Consider the following 17125-nt stretch of genomic DNA (forward strand, 5'->3'; position numbering starts at 1 on the left):
TTCGTTACATCCGTATCGAACCGTATTTTAATTAATTTAAACTTTAAACAAATGAAATTATATATTTCCAGGTTGATACTTGGTACATTATTCTTATTTACACAATTTATATCGGCTCAAAATCTTCAGAAAAACCAGTTCAAAGTAAAAGGGAACTGTGAAATGTGCAAAACAAGAATTGAAGGAGTGGCTAAAAAAGCAGGTGCAAAAACGGCTGTTTATTCTATAGATCTTCAAACTCTGACTTTAGAAACAGATAAAGTTTCTGCTGATGACATTCTGAAAAAAGTAGCAGAAGCAGGTCATGATAATGAAAAATTTAAAGCATCCGATGACGTTTACAAAAACCTTCCGGGATGTTGTCTGTATGAAAGAGATCTACAGCCTTCACAAGCAGCAGCAGAGCCTCATGAGCATCATATTGATGCCAAAAAAGACAATGAATTTTATGTAAGAGGAAACTGTGCTTCATGTAAAGCCAGAATTGAAAAAGCAGCTCAGGGAGCAGGAGCTGATTCAGCTGAATGGAATGCAGAGAAGCAAACGGTTGCTTTACATTTTGATACCGCAAAAACCTCATCAGATAAAATTTTAAAGGCTATTGCTGATGTGGGACATGATAACGAGAAATATAAGGCTTTGGATACTACTTATAATGGTCTTCCGGGATGTTGTCTGTATGACAGGGATTTTACTTTTGGAGAAGCCAACCCAAAGGTTCATTATGAGGAAGGGACGAAACATGAAGATCATGCTACTCCATCTGATAATGATTCTCACAGTAAACATGAAAAGAATATTGATGGGGTTGTAGTAACAGGTTCTAAAGCTGCTACCTCTTTAAACAAGAAAGAAGCAGGTTTAGTTTTTAATATTGATAAAAAAGAATTATTAAAAGCAGCATGTTGTAATTTATCTGAAAGTTTTGAAACAAATGCCACCGTAGATGTGTCTTTCAGTAATGCTGTAACAGGTACAAAACAGCTGAAAATGCTGGGTTTGGACCAAAAATACACTAGCTTAACTAAAGAGCAGTTACCTGAGATCAGAGGATTGGCTTCGGCTTATGGATTGAATTTCATTCCCGGCAGATGGATTGAAAGTATTCAGCTGACGAAAGGAGGAAGTACAGTAACCAACGGATATGAAAGTATTACGGGACAAATCAATACCGAATTGCTGAAGAATGCCAAAACTCCGGAAACGTCCCTGAACCTTTTCTCAGATTTTAACGGGAGAGCTGAGGCAAATATTACCAGTGTGTCTCCCATTAATGATAAATGGTCACAGACTTTCCTTCTTCACGGAAACGGAACATTTGGAAATACAGATATGAATCATGACGGCTTTCTGGACAGACCGAAAGGAACTCAGATCAACGCTGCTTATCTCCTGAACTATAATGATCTGGAAAAATCAGGTTTCGGATCTCATTTCGGGATTAACTTTATCAGGGATGAAAGAACTGCAGGACAGGTTGGCTTTGATAAAAAACTTGGGCAGGATAAGCAACCAGCATACGGTGTCGGGATTGATATCTCAAGATTTCAGGTCTGGAATAAAACAGGCTATGTTTTTAAAGGAAAACCTTACCAGAGTATCGGCTGGATGAACCAGTATGTGTATCACCAGCAGGACAGCTTCTTTGGGTTGAGAAATTATTCAGGGCAGCAGCATACCTATTATTCAAATTTAATTTTTGAAAGCATCCTGGGGAATACTAACCATAAATACAAAGCGGGAGCAAGCTTTTTATATGATGGTTATGATGAAACTTATTTAACGGATAATATTAAAAGAAATGAAATTGTTCCGGGAATCTTCGCTGAATATACTTTAACAGGATTAAAATATACTTTAGTAGCAGGAACCAGAGTAGATTTCCACAATCTGGCAGGAACTCAGTTTACTCCGAGATTAAACTTTAAATATGATTTTACACCGCAGACCATCTTAAGACTTTCTGCAGGAAGAGGATTCAGAACAGCCAATGTATTTGCGGAAAGCCAGCAGTATTTTGCTTCTAACAGAGCGATCAATATTTTACCAAACGGAGGAAATATTTACGGTTTAAAACCTGAAATTGCGTGGAACTATGGAGCAAGTTTACAACAGGAGTTTAAGCTTTTCGGAAGAAAATCAACGATCATTGCTGATTTTTTCAGAACCGATTTCCAGAATCAGGTATTGGTTGATCTAGACCGATCTCCTCAGCAGCTTACCTTCTATAACCTGGAAGGAAAGTCATTTGCAAACTCGTTCCAAACACAATGGGATTTTACTCCTTTCAGAAATTTTGATGTTAGATTAGCTTATAAATATTATGATGTACAGGCAGATTATATAGGAGGCAGAAGAGAGGTTCCTTTTATGGCTAAACACAGAGGATTTGTCAACCTTGCCTATGCAACCAATAAGAATGATAAAGGGGGATTCTGGAGTTTTGATACTACTTTAAATTGGGTAGGAAAACAAAGACTTCCCAATATGGGAGACAATCCTGCAGAATTTCAGTTACCGGCATATTCCAATTCTTATGCTGTACTGAATGCCCAGATTTCAAAAAACTTCAACAAGAAGCTTAGAGCTTATGTAGGGGGAGAAAACCTTACTTCTTATTACCAGAAAAATGCAATCATTGATTTTAGAAATCCTTTCGGAAATTATTTTGATGGCGGAATGGTCTATGCCCCGATTATGAAAGCAAATTTCTATGTGGGACTGGATGTGACGTTTTAAATAGGTTACAACAATTTAATAATAGCAAAACAGGCTTCCTTATGATTTAAGGAAGCCTGTTCTTTACTATTGGCTGTTTGAGAAGGTTAAATTTTCTGCACCAATTCCTTTCACGGTCACTCTTTTCCAATGAGGAGGTAAGGTATTTTTTGTTGTTTTTAAAACTCCTTTGTCATCGATATCTACTCCTGCAAACCCCATGATCATTGCCTGTAATATGCCTCCTGCCCCTGTAATAAAATAAGGGTTATCTCCTTCTTCTGTTTCAGCGAGTACTCTGAATGGAGATAAAAGGTTAGGCTCATAAGATTCTTTAAACCATTTATATGCTGTGCCACCGTCTCCAAGCCTACTGTACAATAAGGCAAAAATAGCCTTTGTCATCGCCGGTGTTTGCTTATTAGGTATCTTTTCCTGATAGTATTTCAGGTCTTTTATGATCTGCTCCTTATCCTGAATAAGATTCAAAGGATAGGCCAATAAATTGACATCAGCCTGTTTGATTTCTTTTCCACTGTATGTATCATGCTCTTTTGTCACTCCATTCTCAAGTTTAGTAAAAACCAGATTCTCTGCAATTTCATTCCAGGTCTTATTAAAGGGTAAATTCAGAACTTTTGCAGCAGCGTTGGCGAATCTTAGATTGAGCTTTGCAATGGCATTGGTATAGGCATTATTATCTACATTCTCGGCCCATTCATCAGCTGCCACCACGTTCTTTATATGATATTTACTTTCTTTTTTCTCTACACGGGATTGCCAAAATCCAGCTGTTTTACTTAAGACAGGCCAGCCTTTATCTCTAAGCCATTGTATGTCTTTCGTCATCAAATAATAATACCATGCGGCAAAGGCAACGTCTCCTGTGATATGATGCTCATACGTTCCCGATAATGCCCAAACAGGAGTTTCTTCCTCTCCGGAAACAGCGCTTTCCCAAGGAAACATAGCTCCTTTATATCCATGTAAGCCTGCATTGGTTTCAGCTGCTTTTATCCGGTTAAAACGATAATCCACAAGTCCTTTTGCTATTTCCGGATGAAAAAACAATAAGGGTTTAAACATAAACATTTCCGTATCCCAGAAAATGTGTCCGTTGTAGCCAGTGCTGCTAAGCCCCACGGGGGATAATGAATGATCTGATCCTTCTCTTGAAAAAGCATACAGATGATATAACATATTATGAACATCCTGCTGTGCCTGAGGGTCACCTTCTATTTCAATATCTCCTTTCCATAGATTTTTCCATTCTTCTTCGTGCTTTTTATAAAGTTCCAACGGGTCCTGTAAATTAGCATAGATACTTAATCTCTCAGCCATATTATACGGATCATTAACCTGCGAGGAGGATACAAGTGATCCAATAAGTGAAAAAGTATAGGTTTCTGATGCTTTTAATTTTTTTACAAATTTCATAAGATGTGCATCACTATCCCGTACTTCATGCGAAACTTTTGGCTGGCTATACTGTTCTTCAGGAAATAAAAATGTTGTACTGGCAGCCATTGTAAGTGCACCTGTAGGACTTTTGGCCACAGAAGTCAAAAGAGGAATGGTAGCATGCGGAGGGCTCACCTCATTATAACTTTGCTGAGAAAGTAAAAATCCCTGTGGTGTTTTCAGATTGCTTTCTGCAATAAATGTCATCTCTTTTTTGGGAGAGATCGTCACCGTGAGAATGACGTTATTCGGAAGATGCCTCAAAGCGACATACTTGTATTCTACAGATGCGATATCTCCATAATTAAAGGACCCTGAAAAAGCAGCTGTCTTAAAATCAATTTTTTGTTTATAATTAGAGATGTTTTTCTGGCTAACCTGCTTCCAGTCAATCAACAAATTAAAATCCAACACATTAAAATTGGAAAGAAAATTACTGGTTCTTCCTCTTCCAAATTGATCATAAACACCAGCCAGAATAACATTACCAGCCTTAAGAGGTTCAGGAGACGAGGTCATTCCAATAATTCCATTTGAAACCGTGACACCGGTATAATTATCAGGAACAATATTTTCAGCTACAATACTCCAGCAATCCTGAGCCAAACAGTGTCCAAAAATACCGGTACACAAAACAGTTAAGATAACAAGTCCTTTTCTCATCATTTCACAGGTTTTATACTGATAGCGAACCCACCTCCCGGCGCCACTTTAATTTTCAGTTTTTCATTTGATTTTATCTGTTGATGCAAAATCTCATAGTCTTTAGGATGATGATTCCAGCTTGCATTTTTTCCGTCTTTATAAATAACAGCCTCGAATTTTTGGCCTTTAGCTAAAAATGACAAGTCTACAGTTGCTTCTCTGGGGTTTTCATCAGTAATTCCTCCTACAAACCATTCATTTTTATTTTTCGCCTTTCTTGCAATGGTAACATAATCTCCCGGTTCTGCCTCAAGGATATAAGACGAATCCCAGTCTACCGCAACATCTTTGATAAACTGAAATGCATCCGGATATTTTTTATAGTTCTCAATCAGATCTGCGGCCATTTGAAGTGGGCTGTACATGGTGATGTAAAGAGCCAACTGCTTGGTAAGGGTTGTACTCAATTTAGCCTTGTTGTTTCCATAGACAGAGAGATCACCTTCAAAAATTCCGGGAGTATAATCCATAGGACCGCCGATCAGCCTTGTAAAAGGTAAAATGGTGGTATGATCGGGTTTATTTCCGTTGAAAGACTCAAATTCTGTTCCCCGGGCAGATTCCTGAGCAATCCAGTTCGGATAGGTCCTGTGAAGCCCTGTAGGCCGTACCGCTTCATGGGAATTAACCATAACCTGATATTGGGCTGCTGTTTCAGTAACATACCTGTAATGATTAACCATCCATTGCCCGTCATGGTATTCACTTCTCGGAATAATAGGTCCTACATATCCTGTTTTAACGGCATCATAGCCATTATCTTTCATAAACTTGAATGCATCTTTCAATTGTCGTTCATACTCTACAGCTGAAGAAGTAGTCTCATGATGCATAATGATTTTTACATTTTTGCTCTTTGCATAGGCTTGCAGCTCTTTTACATCAAAATCGGGATATGCTTTAGTAAAACTGTAAATATGTTCTTTCCTGTATGCCTGATTATCTTCCCATCCTTCATTCCATCCTTCTACCAAAACAGCATCAAATCCGTTCGCTGCAGCAAAATCAATATATTCCTTTACATGTTTTGTATTAGCCCCATGCCTTCCATTCGGCTGTAATGTTTTATAATCCGTTTCTCCGATCCGGATATCCTGCTGATCTGAATAAGTCCATGTAGAACCGCCTCCTGTAAAATATTCCCACCACACTCCAATATATTTGACCGGTTTTATCCAGGATGGATCTTTTATTTTGCTGGGTTCGTTAAGGTTAACAATCAGATTGGATGCCAGTATATCTCTTGCATCATCACTAATAATCACTGTACGCCAAGGGCTTACGGATCCGGTTTGGATAAATCCCCTGTCTCCGTTTTTATCAGGAGTAAGATTGGAAGAAAGAATCAGATTTTTCTCATCAAGATTGAGCGTCATTGCCGGAAAATTAACCAAAGCGGCTTCGTGGATGTTAATATAAATCCCGTCCTGGGATTTCAGCATCAAAGGGGTCTGTACTGCAAGGGTTGCACTTGGAGCCTTGGCAGCCAAAGGTTCTTTTCTTACTTCATCAATCTGTTTTGAGATTTCGGTTAATCTGGAAGTTGTTACCGGAAATTCATTGGTGTCATAATCTGCAGGAATCCAGAATGCTTTATAATCTTTTCCCAGATTAAAAGAGGTCATTTCATTATTGATTGTAAAATGTCTTAACTCATGCTGAATAGGGAATTCATACCGGAATCCTAAACCATCATCAAAAAGTCTGAACCGGACATCCAGTTTCCAGCCCGTTTTGTTTTGTATCAAATGTACCAACATCTCATTATAATGATCTGCCACTTGTTTATTAGGCCCCCAAACCGTTGTCCAGGTATTATTTGCAAATGAGTATTGAATATTTTCTATTTTAAATCCGGAAAAATAAGAAGTGGCGGGCTTTAAAACAAAGCCAAGTTTGCTATCCTTCAGTATCGTTTTTCCTTTATACTGAAGTGCATAGTAAGGGTTTTCTTCTTCAATTTTAAAGTTTAGCTTTAATTTACCATTGGGGGATTCAAGCAATTGCCCGTGAACAATGAATCCGAATACCACAAATAAACTGAGGCACAGAATATTTTTTATCATAATCTTAGCGATTTTAATGGTTTAAATAATTTCAGTTCATCATGAACAGATGAAGCGGGAAAAATATTTTCAGAAATAAGGCCTTATAGAAAAGGAAATTCAGGAAATATAGAATCTGAAAAAGGAGTATTTTATGATCGGTATTTGCATAGCATTTCTTCCCTTTAGCTTACCATGCCTTGAAGGGAAGAAATGAATATGCTTATTGGTATTTATCTTCCAAAATCATCCTGTACTCTTACGATATCATCTTCGTCTGAAGGATTGGAGGCATCAGTATGCTGCCATATTTCTGCTACGATTCCCCAGCCTGACAAACCGATTAGTCTGTGTCTTTCTCCCTGCTGAAGTTTTACCTGATCCGTTGGATGGTATTCTCCAAGTTCTCCTTCATCATCGGTATTGCTTCTTTTGATTCCTACTGTTCCTTCTACTACCTGCCAGATCTCTGCTCTTCTGTGATGGTACTGCCAACTTAATCTTGCTTCCGGAGCTACAATAAGAATTTTTGGGCTTAGCTTCCCGCCTATTCTCAGGTTTTCGACATCAATCCCATCAAAGTACTGATTGGCAAAATCCTGCGCCTGGGTTTCATCAATGACAAAAAAGCCTCCCCATGGTCTGGTCTCATCTTTTGCTGCAATGGTAAACCCTTGTGTCTGCAGCATTTTTTCCACTCTATCGAATATTTCTTTTTTTTCTGTACTCATACAGTTTGTTTTTTCTTAATTAAAAATTATTTACCTGATTCTTCTTTTGACATTGAATACGGGAAATCTTTTTCCTGTGATCCTCTGTCTGCATTCGGCTTACTATCCATTTTAAAGTTTAAAACCGTTCCTTTGATTAATTCTTTATGGCTCAGCCAATTTTTGGAATAAGGCTGCTGATTTACGTTCAATGATTTGACATATAAATTTTCGGCACTGTTTTCCGGGGCTTTTATTTCAATTTTCTTTCCGTTTTCCAAATGGATCGTTGCTTCTTTAAACAATGGTGCTCCCAATACATACTGGTCCGTTGCCGGCGTTACCGGATAGAAACCCAGTGCTGAGAAAATATACCATGCTGAAGTCTGTCCGTTATCTTCATCACCACAATAACCATCCGGAGTAGCCTGATAGAGTTTATCCATAACCTGTCTTGCCCAATATTGGGTTTTATAAGGTGCTCCGGCATAATTGTACAGATAGATCATATGCTGGATCGGTTGATTCCCGTGGGCATACTGTCCCATATTCATGATCTGCATTTCCCTGATCTCATGGATTACTCCGCCATAATAGCTATCATCAAAAACCGGTGGCAATGAAAAAACCTCATCCAGTTTGGCTTCAAATTTCTTTTTCCCTCCCATCAGCTCGGACAGTCCGTTGATATCCTGAAAAACGGACCAGGTATAATGCCAGCTGTTCCCTTCTGTAAAGGCATCTCCCCATTTGAAAGGATTAAATGGCTTCTGAAAGTTACCGTCTTTATTTTTGCCACGCATCAATCCTGTTTCTTTATCGAACAGATTTTTGTAATTATACGCTCTTTTTTTGTAAATATCAATTTCTGAAGCAGGTTTTCCTAATGCTTTTCCTAGTTCATAAATAGCAAAATCATCATACGCATATTCTAGCGTTCTGGCTGCATTTTCATCAATCTTCACATCGTAAGGAACATACCCTAAGTCATTATAATATTTTACTCCTGCACGGCCAACGGCTTCAATAGGGCCTTCATTATTGGCACCATGTTTTACTGCCTGCCAAAGAGTTTCCACATCATAACCGCGAAGCCCCTTAATATAGGCATCTGCCACGACGGAAGCTGAATTATTTCCAATCATAACATCAGAATATCCCGGGCTGCTCCACTCTGGTAAGAACCCTCCTTCTTTGTAAGTGTTTGCTAATCCCTCCTGCATTTCTACATTGATACTTGGGTATACCAGGTTCAGGAAGGGATATAAAGCACGGAAAGTATCCCAGAAACCGGTTCCTGCGAACATTCTCCCGTCTGTAATTTTTCCATTGTAAGGACTCCAGTGTTTTATTTTATTCTGGGCATCAATTTCATATAATTTTTGCGGGAAAAATAAGGTTCTGTACAGTGAGGAATAAAAGGTTCTCATCTGCTGGTCTGTACCTCCTTTTACTTCAATTTTCCCTAAGGTTTTATTCCAGATATTTTTGGCATCGGTCTTTACCTGTTCAAAGTTTCTGTTTCCGATTTCTCTTTTAAGATTGAGTTCAGCCTGTTCAAAGCTTATGAATGAAGAAGCAACTTTTGCATAAACTGTTTCTTTATTTTTCAGTTTAAAACCAACTACAGCTCCGGCATGATTACTGGTAATTTCCAACTGATCACTGATCAGTTTATCATCTTTCCAGGTTCTTGACAGTTCAAACTCTTTATCAAACTGGATGACAAAATAGTTTTTAAAATTTTCATATTTTCCTGATGCATATCTTGTAGTGTATCCCAGTATTTTTCTTTCTTTAGGCAAAATCCTGATGTAAGAACCTTTGTCTAATGCATCAACAACAACATAAGCACTATCTGTTTTTGGAAAATCGAATTTGAAAAAAGAAGCTCTTTCTGTGGGAGTAAACTCAGTGGTTACATTGATATCTGCCAAATAAACGCTATAGAAATAAGGAGTGGTTACCTCAGCTTTATGGCTGAACCAACTTGCTCTGTCTTCTTCTTTGAATTTTAATTTTCCCACTCCCGGCATAATGGAGAATGCACCATAATCATTCATCCAGGGAGAAGGCTGATGGGTTTGTTTGAATCCTTTTATTTTATCGGCATCATAAGTATATGCCCAGCCATCGCCCATCTTCCCAGTTTGTGCTGTCCAGAGGTTCATTCCCCATGGAAGCCCCACTGCGGGATACGTATTTCCGTTGGATAATGAAGGTTTAGACTGGGTTCCCATCAATGGGTTCACATAGTCTACAGGAGATGCATTCTGGCCAAAAACCAAGGCCTGTAATAAAAGAAAGCAAGTAGAAAAAATAGACTTCATTGTATCGTTTCGTTTGTTAATTTATATAAGCTTTTTTAATGCATAGCTAGCGGCTCCCAGAATGGCAGCATCTTCAAAGATGTCCGAAATTTTGACCTGCAAGTTAATATTATTCTGTGTTATATTTTGAATAAACCTTTGTTCAAAATGAGGATAAGCCTTCGCTATATTTCCGCCTATAACTAAAACTTCCGGTTTATAAGGCTCTGCATATTTCACAATAAAATCAGAGAAGGAATCTGCATATTCATCAAATATCTGCTTCTGTATTGCTGAAGGTTTATCCAAAAGATCTTTAGTCCCTGAAATCTGCTCTCCCGTTAACTCCTCAAACCGTTTCACAAACCAACGTGTTGCCAGATAATCTTCACAGATAGAATCTTTAAATGGTGAATCCCACAAGTCTTCATCTGTCGCAAATTCTCCGTTATAAAAAGTAGTTCCCAACCCTGTTCCCAGCGTTACTCCAAAAATTCTTTTAAAACCCTGAGCACAGCCTCCAAAAACTTCCCCTTCCATAAAGGCAGCGGCATCATTTACAAAATGAATCTGCTTTGGAGAAATGGATAATCTATTGCCTAATTCTTCTTTAATATTGATGTGGTAGATATCAATAAATTTTCCTTGCTGCATAAGGGATATTCCGTTTTCATAATCGAAAGGTCCGGGCATTGCAATTCCTATTAAAAGGTCACTTTTCACCAGATTATGAGCTCCTTTTTCAATGGCCGAAGTCCAGGCTGAGAAAATAGCTTCTTTGTGATCAAATGAATTGACATGTTCTCTTACATACGTTGAAGTCATAATCTCTTTTTTTTCAGGATCTACCTGCGCCAGTGTAATATGCGACCCGCCAATATCGATTCCTAATATATTCTGCATCATTTTTATTTTAAATTCAAGCTGTTCTACTGATTGAGAAAAGCAGACAAACAAGAAAGTATTATCTGCCTGCTTTACAGTTTTTATTTTCTATTTTTCAGATAAATTCCTTATTTACTGATTTTTATTTTACAATGATTTTACCTGATGATACTACTTTATTTTTTGAGGATGTAATCTTGTAAATATAAGTACCACTGGTTAAATCCTGTGTATTCACTGTGTTATTATTTTGATTAATACCCTGTTTTTTCAATAATTTTCCTGAAATATCATAGAATGAAACTTCGCTGGAATTTCCGGTAACCATAAAGTGAATGTCATTTCCTCTTTTAACAGGGTTCGGATAAACAGTATTGATTTCTTTTACAGGTTCGGTATCTGTTACAGACAGAGAGCCGTTGCAAGGAACCTCTGTTTTCCAATTGGTATCAGCCATATTTACCAGTGTTGCGAAATGAGTATTTGCAGTAGCATCCAAAGCGCCTATCCCACTTCCTTCATCCATTTTCCAATTCGCTTCCAGACCTTGTGAGTTGGGTGCCACATTACAGCTGTTATCCATAATTTCCTGGGCTGTTAATGCTCTTTTCCACACTCTGAATTCATCCAAAGAACCATTAAGGGCACGGTTATTATCATAGTTTCTTGCTAAATAAAGGATACCGTTTGCAGTAAAATTACCTGTAACCGGTGCACTGGCATCAAGATTACCATTGATATATAATTTCATCGCTGCTCCATCATATGTTGCAGCTACATGATACCATGTATTTGTATTAAATGCTGTATTCGTATTCATCTTCATCTGAGATGATCCAAAACTCAATATAAACTGCAGCTTGTTATTTGCCAAGTTACCATCCCCGAATCTAAGCATGGCAGAGTTACTATCTCCTACTTCAATACCAAGAACAGATGAAATATTTGGGAAAATTGTTTTAAATGCATTTACTTTTACCCAACCTTCAATAGTCACAGCATTTCCGCTCAGATTAAACTGTCCTGCATTCAGATAATTTGTACTTCCGTTAAAGGAAAGTGACCTTGGTCCCGGACTCGTTACCTGAGCAAAACCACTATTGAATGTTCCTTCTCCTGAATAAGTACTTACTGTCCCTCCATTGCATGCTGCCTGTACTTTCCATACATAGTTTGTATTGGGGGAAAGGTTTTGTAATGAATAACTATTAGTGTTAATATTCTGAACTTCAGTCCATGCAGGAGCTGTTGTTGTTTTGTACTGCAATGTATAAGATGATGCTGTTCCGGCATCCCATGATAATTGAGCCGAATTTCCAAGGTAACTTCCTGATACCAAACCTGAAGGAGTGACACATCCGTTTCCTGAATTGAATCTTGGAGCAAAAAGGTAGGTACTGGTTAATGTTGATGAACAATTAGACTGTATTCTCCAGTCATAATCTGTATTCAAGGTTAAATTACTGATGGTAATATTATTTCCAGAATAATTGGTTCCTACATTAGTCCAGGTTGTTGAATTGGCAGGTTTATAATCTATATTATAGGTTTGGGATCCATTGGAGGTCCAGTTTAATTTAGCAGAAGTTCCTGTAACATTGGAAACATCTAGTCCTAATGGCGGATCGCAGGATTGCCCCTGGCTCCATGAATACAATTGCCCGCTTAACTGGGTATTTTCATTATAAAGAATATTAGATCCTGTACTCAGATAGCTGGCTACGTTAGTTCCCCCTAAATCGTACCACATAAACACCCCGTAACCGTCATTTTTTGTGCTGGTTGCTGATGAAGCAACTACAGATGCAGGCGTAGACTGTGGATTTGAATTTTGTATCCAGATTGCGGCAGGAGAAAGTTTTGTTTTATCAAGTGGTGGTACATTAGGTGCACTGTATGTTCCGTAATAAGGATTCCAGCTGTAATTGATGTAATTTCCTGCCTGATCTCCGTTATAGCTTTGTCTTGAAATTGCATCACCATAATAATAGAATGTGATCAGTTTATCAGGCATTGCTGCTTTAAGCTCTTGTAAAAGCATTACAAAAGAACTGTTATTGGGCTGTCCTGTTCCGTTGTTTCCGTATCCTGCATATTCATCATCCAAATCTACCCCATCAAGTCCATAGGTATAAACTGTATGGGCAACCTGTAGTGCAAAATCTTTCGCTGCTTCACGGTTGGGGAAATTAGAAATCCCGGCACCCTGATGGTTTCCTAAAAGATCCAATAATACTTTGATTCCCTTCTGTTGCAAAGGTTTCACATAAGTATTTACATCGTTCAGTACCTTGGTAACGTTATTGTTGCTTGAGATGTAAGCTCTGCTTTTGGAAACATCATAATTGATATTGGCAGCGAAGATAATAGCAACATCAAAAAGCGGTCTGTTGGTGGTCTGTAAAGTATAAGACCCTGCATTCAGGATGTTGTTGTTGTTGACTTCCACATAACAGACCCCCAAAGGGTTTAGCTGCTGCGCTTTGAGGTACGATCCTGCTTGAAGCATCAAGGCCATCAAGGGAATAAGAAAAAATCTTTTTTTCATTGTATATTATTTTTATTTAAGAGGAAAAGCCATTGAGACTAAGCCCAATGACTGATATTTTATTTTATCATTAATTTCTCTGTCTGCTTTTTACTTCCATTCTGGGATTCAAACTGAAGGATGTAATTTCCTGATTGCAGTCCGGAGGATTCAAACTGATTATTTCCTGTGCTAAGTGATTTTGTACCCATAATTCTTCCATAAAAATCAAAGATGGTCAGCTTTCCCTTATTATATTCATCGGGAACAGAAACTGTAAATGATGAAGATTTACTGATTGGATTCGGGAATATTTTGATTAGGTCCTTAGTATTGATTTCTCCTGTACTTATAGTTCTTTGAGTGGATGTTGTTTTCGAAGTTCCTGCTGTACACGGCAGATCTGTTCCCCAATTAGATGCATCCACACCTGTCAGGCTTAAAGCAGCACCATTTCCTGAGCTATCCTGAACAGTAGAGCCGCTTCCTTCATTGAATTTCCAGTAGGCTGCAAGGGAAGAAGCCGGAACAGATATATTACACATATTCTGACTAATCTCTGTTGGGCTTAATGCACGCTTCCAAACTCTAACCTCATCTACTTTACCATTGAAGTTTCTGGAGGTATTATATGAATATCCCACATTGAATGCTCCGTTTGAGCTTACATTCCCTGTCTGTGTCTTACTTGCATCCAAGGTTCCATTGATATAAATCTTCATCGAAGTTCCATCATAAGTTGCAGCCACATGGTACCATGTATTGGCATTTAAAGCTGTATTGGAAGCAAGTTTTTGCTGTACATTATTGATACTTAACACAAACTGAAGTTTATTATTGGCAACACTGGCATCTCCAAGTCTTAATAATGCTGAATTAGTATCCCCAGCTTCTGTTCCCATAATGGATGATATGTATGGAGATCCTGATTTAAAGGACGAAGGTTTGATCCAACCTTCAAAAGATAGTGCTGAACCTGTCAGATTAAGATTTCCAGCCGCTCCTGATTCACTTGTACCATCCAGAGAAAGAGCGTAAGAGCCTGTAGGTGTTATTGTTCCTGACCCACTATTGAATCTAGGGGCGAACATATAAGCACTTTTCACACTGCAATTTGTTCTGATTCTCCAGTCGTATTCCGTATTGGCTGTTAACCCTGAAACAGTCACTGAAGTAGAATTAATTGCTGTGGCTGCACTCGTCCATGTTGTGGAAGCTGCAGGTTTATAATCTATATCGTACGTATTGGTTCCTAATGCGGCCCAGTTTAGTTTTACACTGGTTCCTGTAAGATTGTTGGTGTATAACCCGATTGGTGCATCACAATTGGTTCCCTGTGTCCATGACTGTAAGGTTCCGCTTAAAACCGTTGGTTCACCATATAATGTCTGAGTGCCTGCTGAAAGCTGTGAAGTTTGATTGGTTCCTTTAAGATCATACCAAAGATATAATCCGTACCCCCCATTTTTCGTTTGGGTAGCCAGGTTGGTTGTTGTAGAATTGGAAGTATTTCCCAGCCATACAGCTGCCGGAGAAATCTGAGCTTTGGTGAGAGGTGGTACATTAGGAGCAGAGAAGGTCCCGTACATGGCGTTCCAGCTGTAATTAATATTATCTCCTACTCTGAATCCGTTCCAAGAAAGCCTTGAAGCGGCATCTCCATAATAATAGAATGAAATGATTTTATCCGGCAATAATGCCCTTAACTCCTGAACAAGCATTACAAAAGAACTGTCATTAGGCTGCCCCGTTCCATTATTTCCATATCCTGAATATTCATCATCAAAATCAATCCCATCCAGACCATAGGTATTTACTGTATTGGCTAATTGTAATGCAAAATCTTTTGCGGCCTCACGGGATGGGAAATTACATATTCCTGCACCCTGATGGTTTCCAAGGATGGTGAGGACTACTTTCATTCCTTTCTGCTGCAGCGGTTTTATGTAGGTATCTGCATTGGTAAGAACCTTGGTCACATTATTATTAGAATACAGATAGGCTCTTCCACGGCTGGTATCATAATTAATATTAGCTGCAAAAATATTGACGACATTAAACAGATAGCTATTCGATGTCTGCAGTTTATACGCTCCTGCGTTCAGGATGTTGTTATTATTCACTTCCACATAGCATATCCCTTTAGGGTTAAGCTGCTGTGCAGTAAGGAGAGAACCGGACTGAAACGCCATGGCCATCAGTACAGTAAGGATTGATTTTTTTTTCATTGTATAATTTTTTTAAGGTGTTTTTGGTTTCTGAATTTTATATAGCAATCCCCTGATCCTTTCTTTTTAAGGAAAACATCTTAATAAATAAGCCATATAAAATTGTGGGCTATGTCAGTAGCTCAGGGTTTTCGTTAAAGGTTTTCCATAGCAATTCGCCAAATAAAGTATTTGCCCATGCAAACCATTCTCTGGTGAACTTTTTGTCATTGTCTTTATGGAAGGATTCATGCATAAAGCCTGTTCCTCCGTGCGTTTTCTGTAAGGTATTGATGCACCATCTGATCTCACTTTTCTCTTTTGTAGTGAGTGCTTTCATAATGATACTCATTGGCCAGATCATATCAAGTCCAATATGTGGACCTCCTATCCCTTCTGCCAGCTTTCCTTTGAAAAAGAATGGGTTATTTTCCGACCATACAAATTTCTTTGTATTCTGATAAACAGGGTCATCAGCTTTCACTGCATCCAGATAAGGCAATCCTAACAGGCTTGGACAGTTCGCATCATCCATCAGATTATAACTTCCGAAACCATTGACTTCAAAGGCATATATTCTTCCAAATTCAGGATGATTGTAAATTCCGTATTTTTTGATGGCTGCCTCTACCTCATCAGCAAGGCTGTTCAGTTGCTGAGCCAACGTTTTTTCATTTTTTATCTGAGACACCATTTCCGCTGCCTGGCGTAGACTTACAACCGCAAACAAATTGGACGGGATTAAAAACCCATAGATTGTAGCATCATCACTTGGACGGAACATAGAACTGATAAGACCTACCGGCTTTGTCGGATAACCATATCCTCCCATCGGAACTCCATCGGTAGCCCAAGCTGTTGTACGTTCAAATTTGTACGGTCCAAGATCATTCTTTCTTTGTTGCTCAGTAAAGGTCTGCAATGTAAGCTTAATCCCTTGTAACCAATTGGCATCGAGAGGTTTTGTATCTCCTGTTGTTTTCCAGAAATGATATGCCAGACGGATCGGATAACATAATGAATCAATCTCCCATTTTCTTTCATGGGTTCCCGGTTTCATATCGGTATGGTCATATTCTTTCCACTTGCTTATTTTCTTATCATCATTGTAGAATGCGTTGGCATAAGGATCTTTCAGGATGAATGTTGTCTGCTTGTGAATGACTCCGGAAATCAGCTTATGAAGCTTCTCATCTTTCTTTGAGAACTGCAGATAAGGGAAAACCTGTGCAGAACTATCACGAAGCCACATGGCATCAATATCTCCTGTAATCACATAAGTATCAGGTGTACCATTGGTTTCACTGTAGAAAACAGTAGTATCTAATGTATTTGGAAAGCAGTTTTCAAAAAGCCAGCTTAGCTCTTTATTGTTTACTTTCTTTTTAAAAGCTGCAATAGCACTTTCTACGGATTCACTGGTAAAATGTCTTTTATCTTTAGGAACACGAACAACAGGAAAACCTTCCGTAGTCAGGGTTTTTGCAAAAACATTCTGAGTAAACAGCAATCCGGCTCCTGCCAGTGCACTTGTTTTAATAAAATCTCTCCTTTCCAT

Annotated in this window: 9 protein-coding genes; 1 reads left to right on the top strand and 8 read right to left on the bottom strand. The window is 38.5% G+C overall.

The window, feature by feature from the left end; translation table 11 throughout:
* Positions 1-51: 51 nt before the first annotated feature.
* Positions 52-2739 carry a TonB-dependent receptor domain-containing protein gene (locus DRF65_RS01275; protein WP_115968203.1) on the top strand — a complete coding sequence of 896 codons (2688 nt, stop codon included), beginning with the start codon at positions 52-54 and terminating at the stop codon, positions 2737-2739.
* Between the two features lie 66 nt (positions 2740-2805).
* On the opposite strand, the gene DRF65_RS01280 is transcribed toward DRF65_RS01275, so the two are convergent.
* The 8 genes from DRF65_RS01280 to DRF65_RS01315 form a co-directional block, all read right to left on the bottom strand.
* Positions 2806-4845, bottom strand: a complete 2040-nt coding sequence (locus tag DRF65_RS01280; protein WP_115968205.1) for a glycoside hydrolase family 65 protein — start codon at positions 4843-4845, stop codon at positions 2806-2808.
* Positions 4842-6950, bottom strand: a complete 2109-nt coding sequence (locus DRF65_RS01285) for a glycoside hydrolase family 97 protein (RefSeq protein ID WP_115968207.1) — start codon at positions 6948-6950, stop codon at positions 4842-4844. Before DRF65_RS01285 ends, DRF65_RS01280 begins: the two co-directional genes overlap by 4 nt.
* Positions 6951-7162: 212 nt before the next feature.
* The gene (locus DRF65_RS01290) at positions 7163-7660 is read right to left on the bottom strand and encodes a cupin domain-containing protein (RefSeq protein ID WP_115968209.1); all 498 of its coding nucleotides are present in this window, start codon (positions 7658-7660) and stop codon (positions 7163-7165) included.
* A 26-nt stretch (positions 7661-7686) separates the two neighbouring features.
* Positions 7687-9969 carry a GH92 family glycosyl hydrolase gene (locus DRF65_RS01295; RefSeq protein WP_115968210.1) on the bottom strand — a complete coding sequence of 761 codons (2283 nt, stop codon included), beginning with the start codon at positions 9967-9969 and terminating at the stop codon, positions 7687-7689.
* A gap of 21 nt (positions 9970-9990) precedes the next feature.
* A complete protein-coding gene (locus DRF65_RS01300; RefSeq protein WP_228438438.1) occupies positions 9991-10854 on the bottom strand; it encodes an ROK family protein in 864 nt (287 codons plus the stop codon).
* Positions 10855-10975: 121 nt separating this feature from the next.
* Positions 10976-13381 carry an endo-beta-N-acetylglucosaminidase H gene (locus DRF65_RS01305; RefSeq protein WP_115968212.1) on the bottom strand — a complete coding sequence of 802 codons (2406 nt, stop codon included), beginning with the start codon at positions 13379-13381 and terminating at the stop codon, positions 10976-10978.
* A 59-nt stretch (positions 13382-13440) separates the two neighbouring features.
* Positions 13441-15588, bottom strand: coding sequence for an endo-beta-N-acetylglucosaminidase H (locus DRF65_RS01310; protein ID WP_115968213.1), 2148 nt, complete (start codon positions 15586-15588; stop codon positions 13441-13443).
* Positions 15589-15697: 109 nt separating this feature from the next.
* Complete coding sequence (locus tag DRF65_RS01315; RefSeq protein ID WP_115968215.1) at positions 15698-17125, bottom strand: glycoside hydrolase family 125 protein; 1428 nt, start codon at positions 17123-17125, stop codon at positions 15698-15700.

Source organism: Chryseobacterium pennae (assembly GCF_003385515.1).
Taxonomy (GTDB): domain Bacteria; phylum Bacteroidota; class Bacteroidia; order Flavobacteriales; family Weeksellaceae; genus Chryseobacterium; species Chryseobacterium pennae.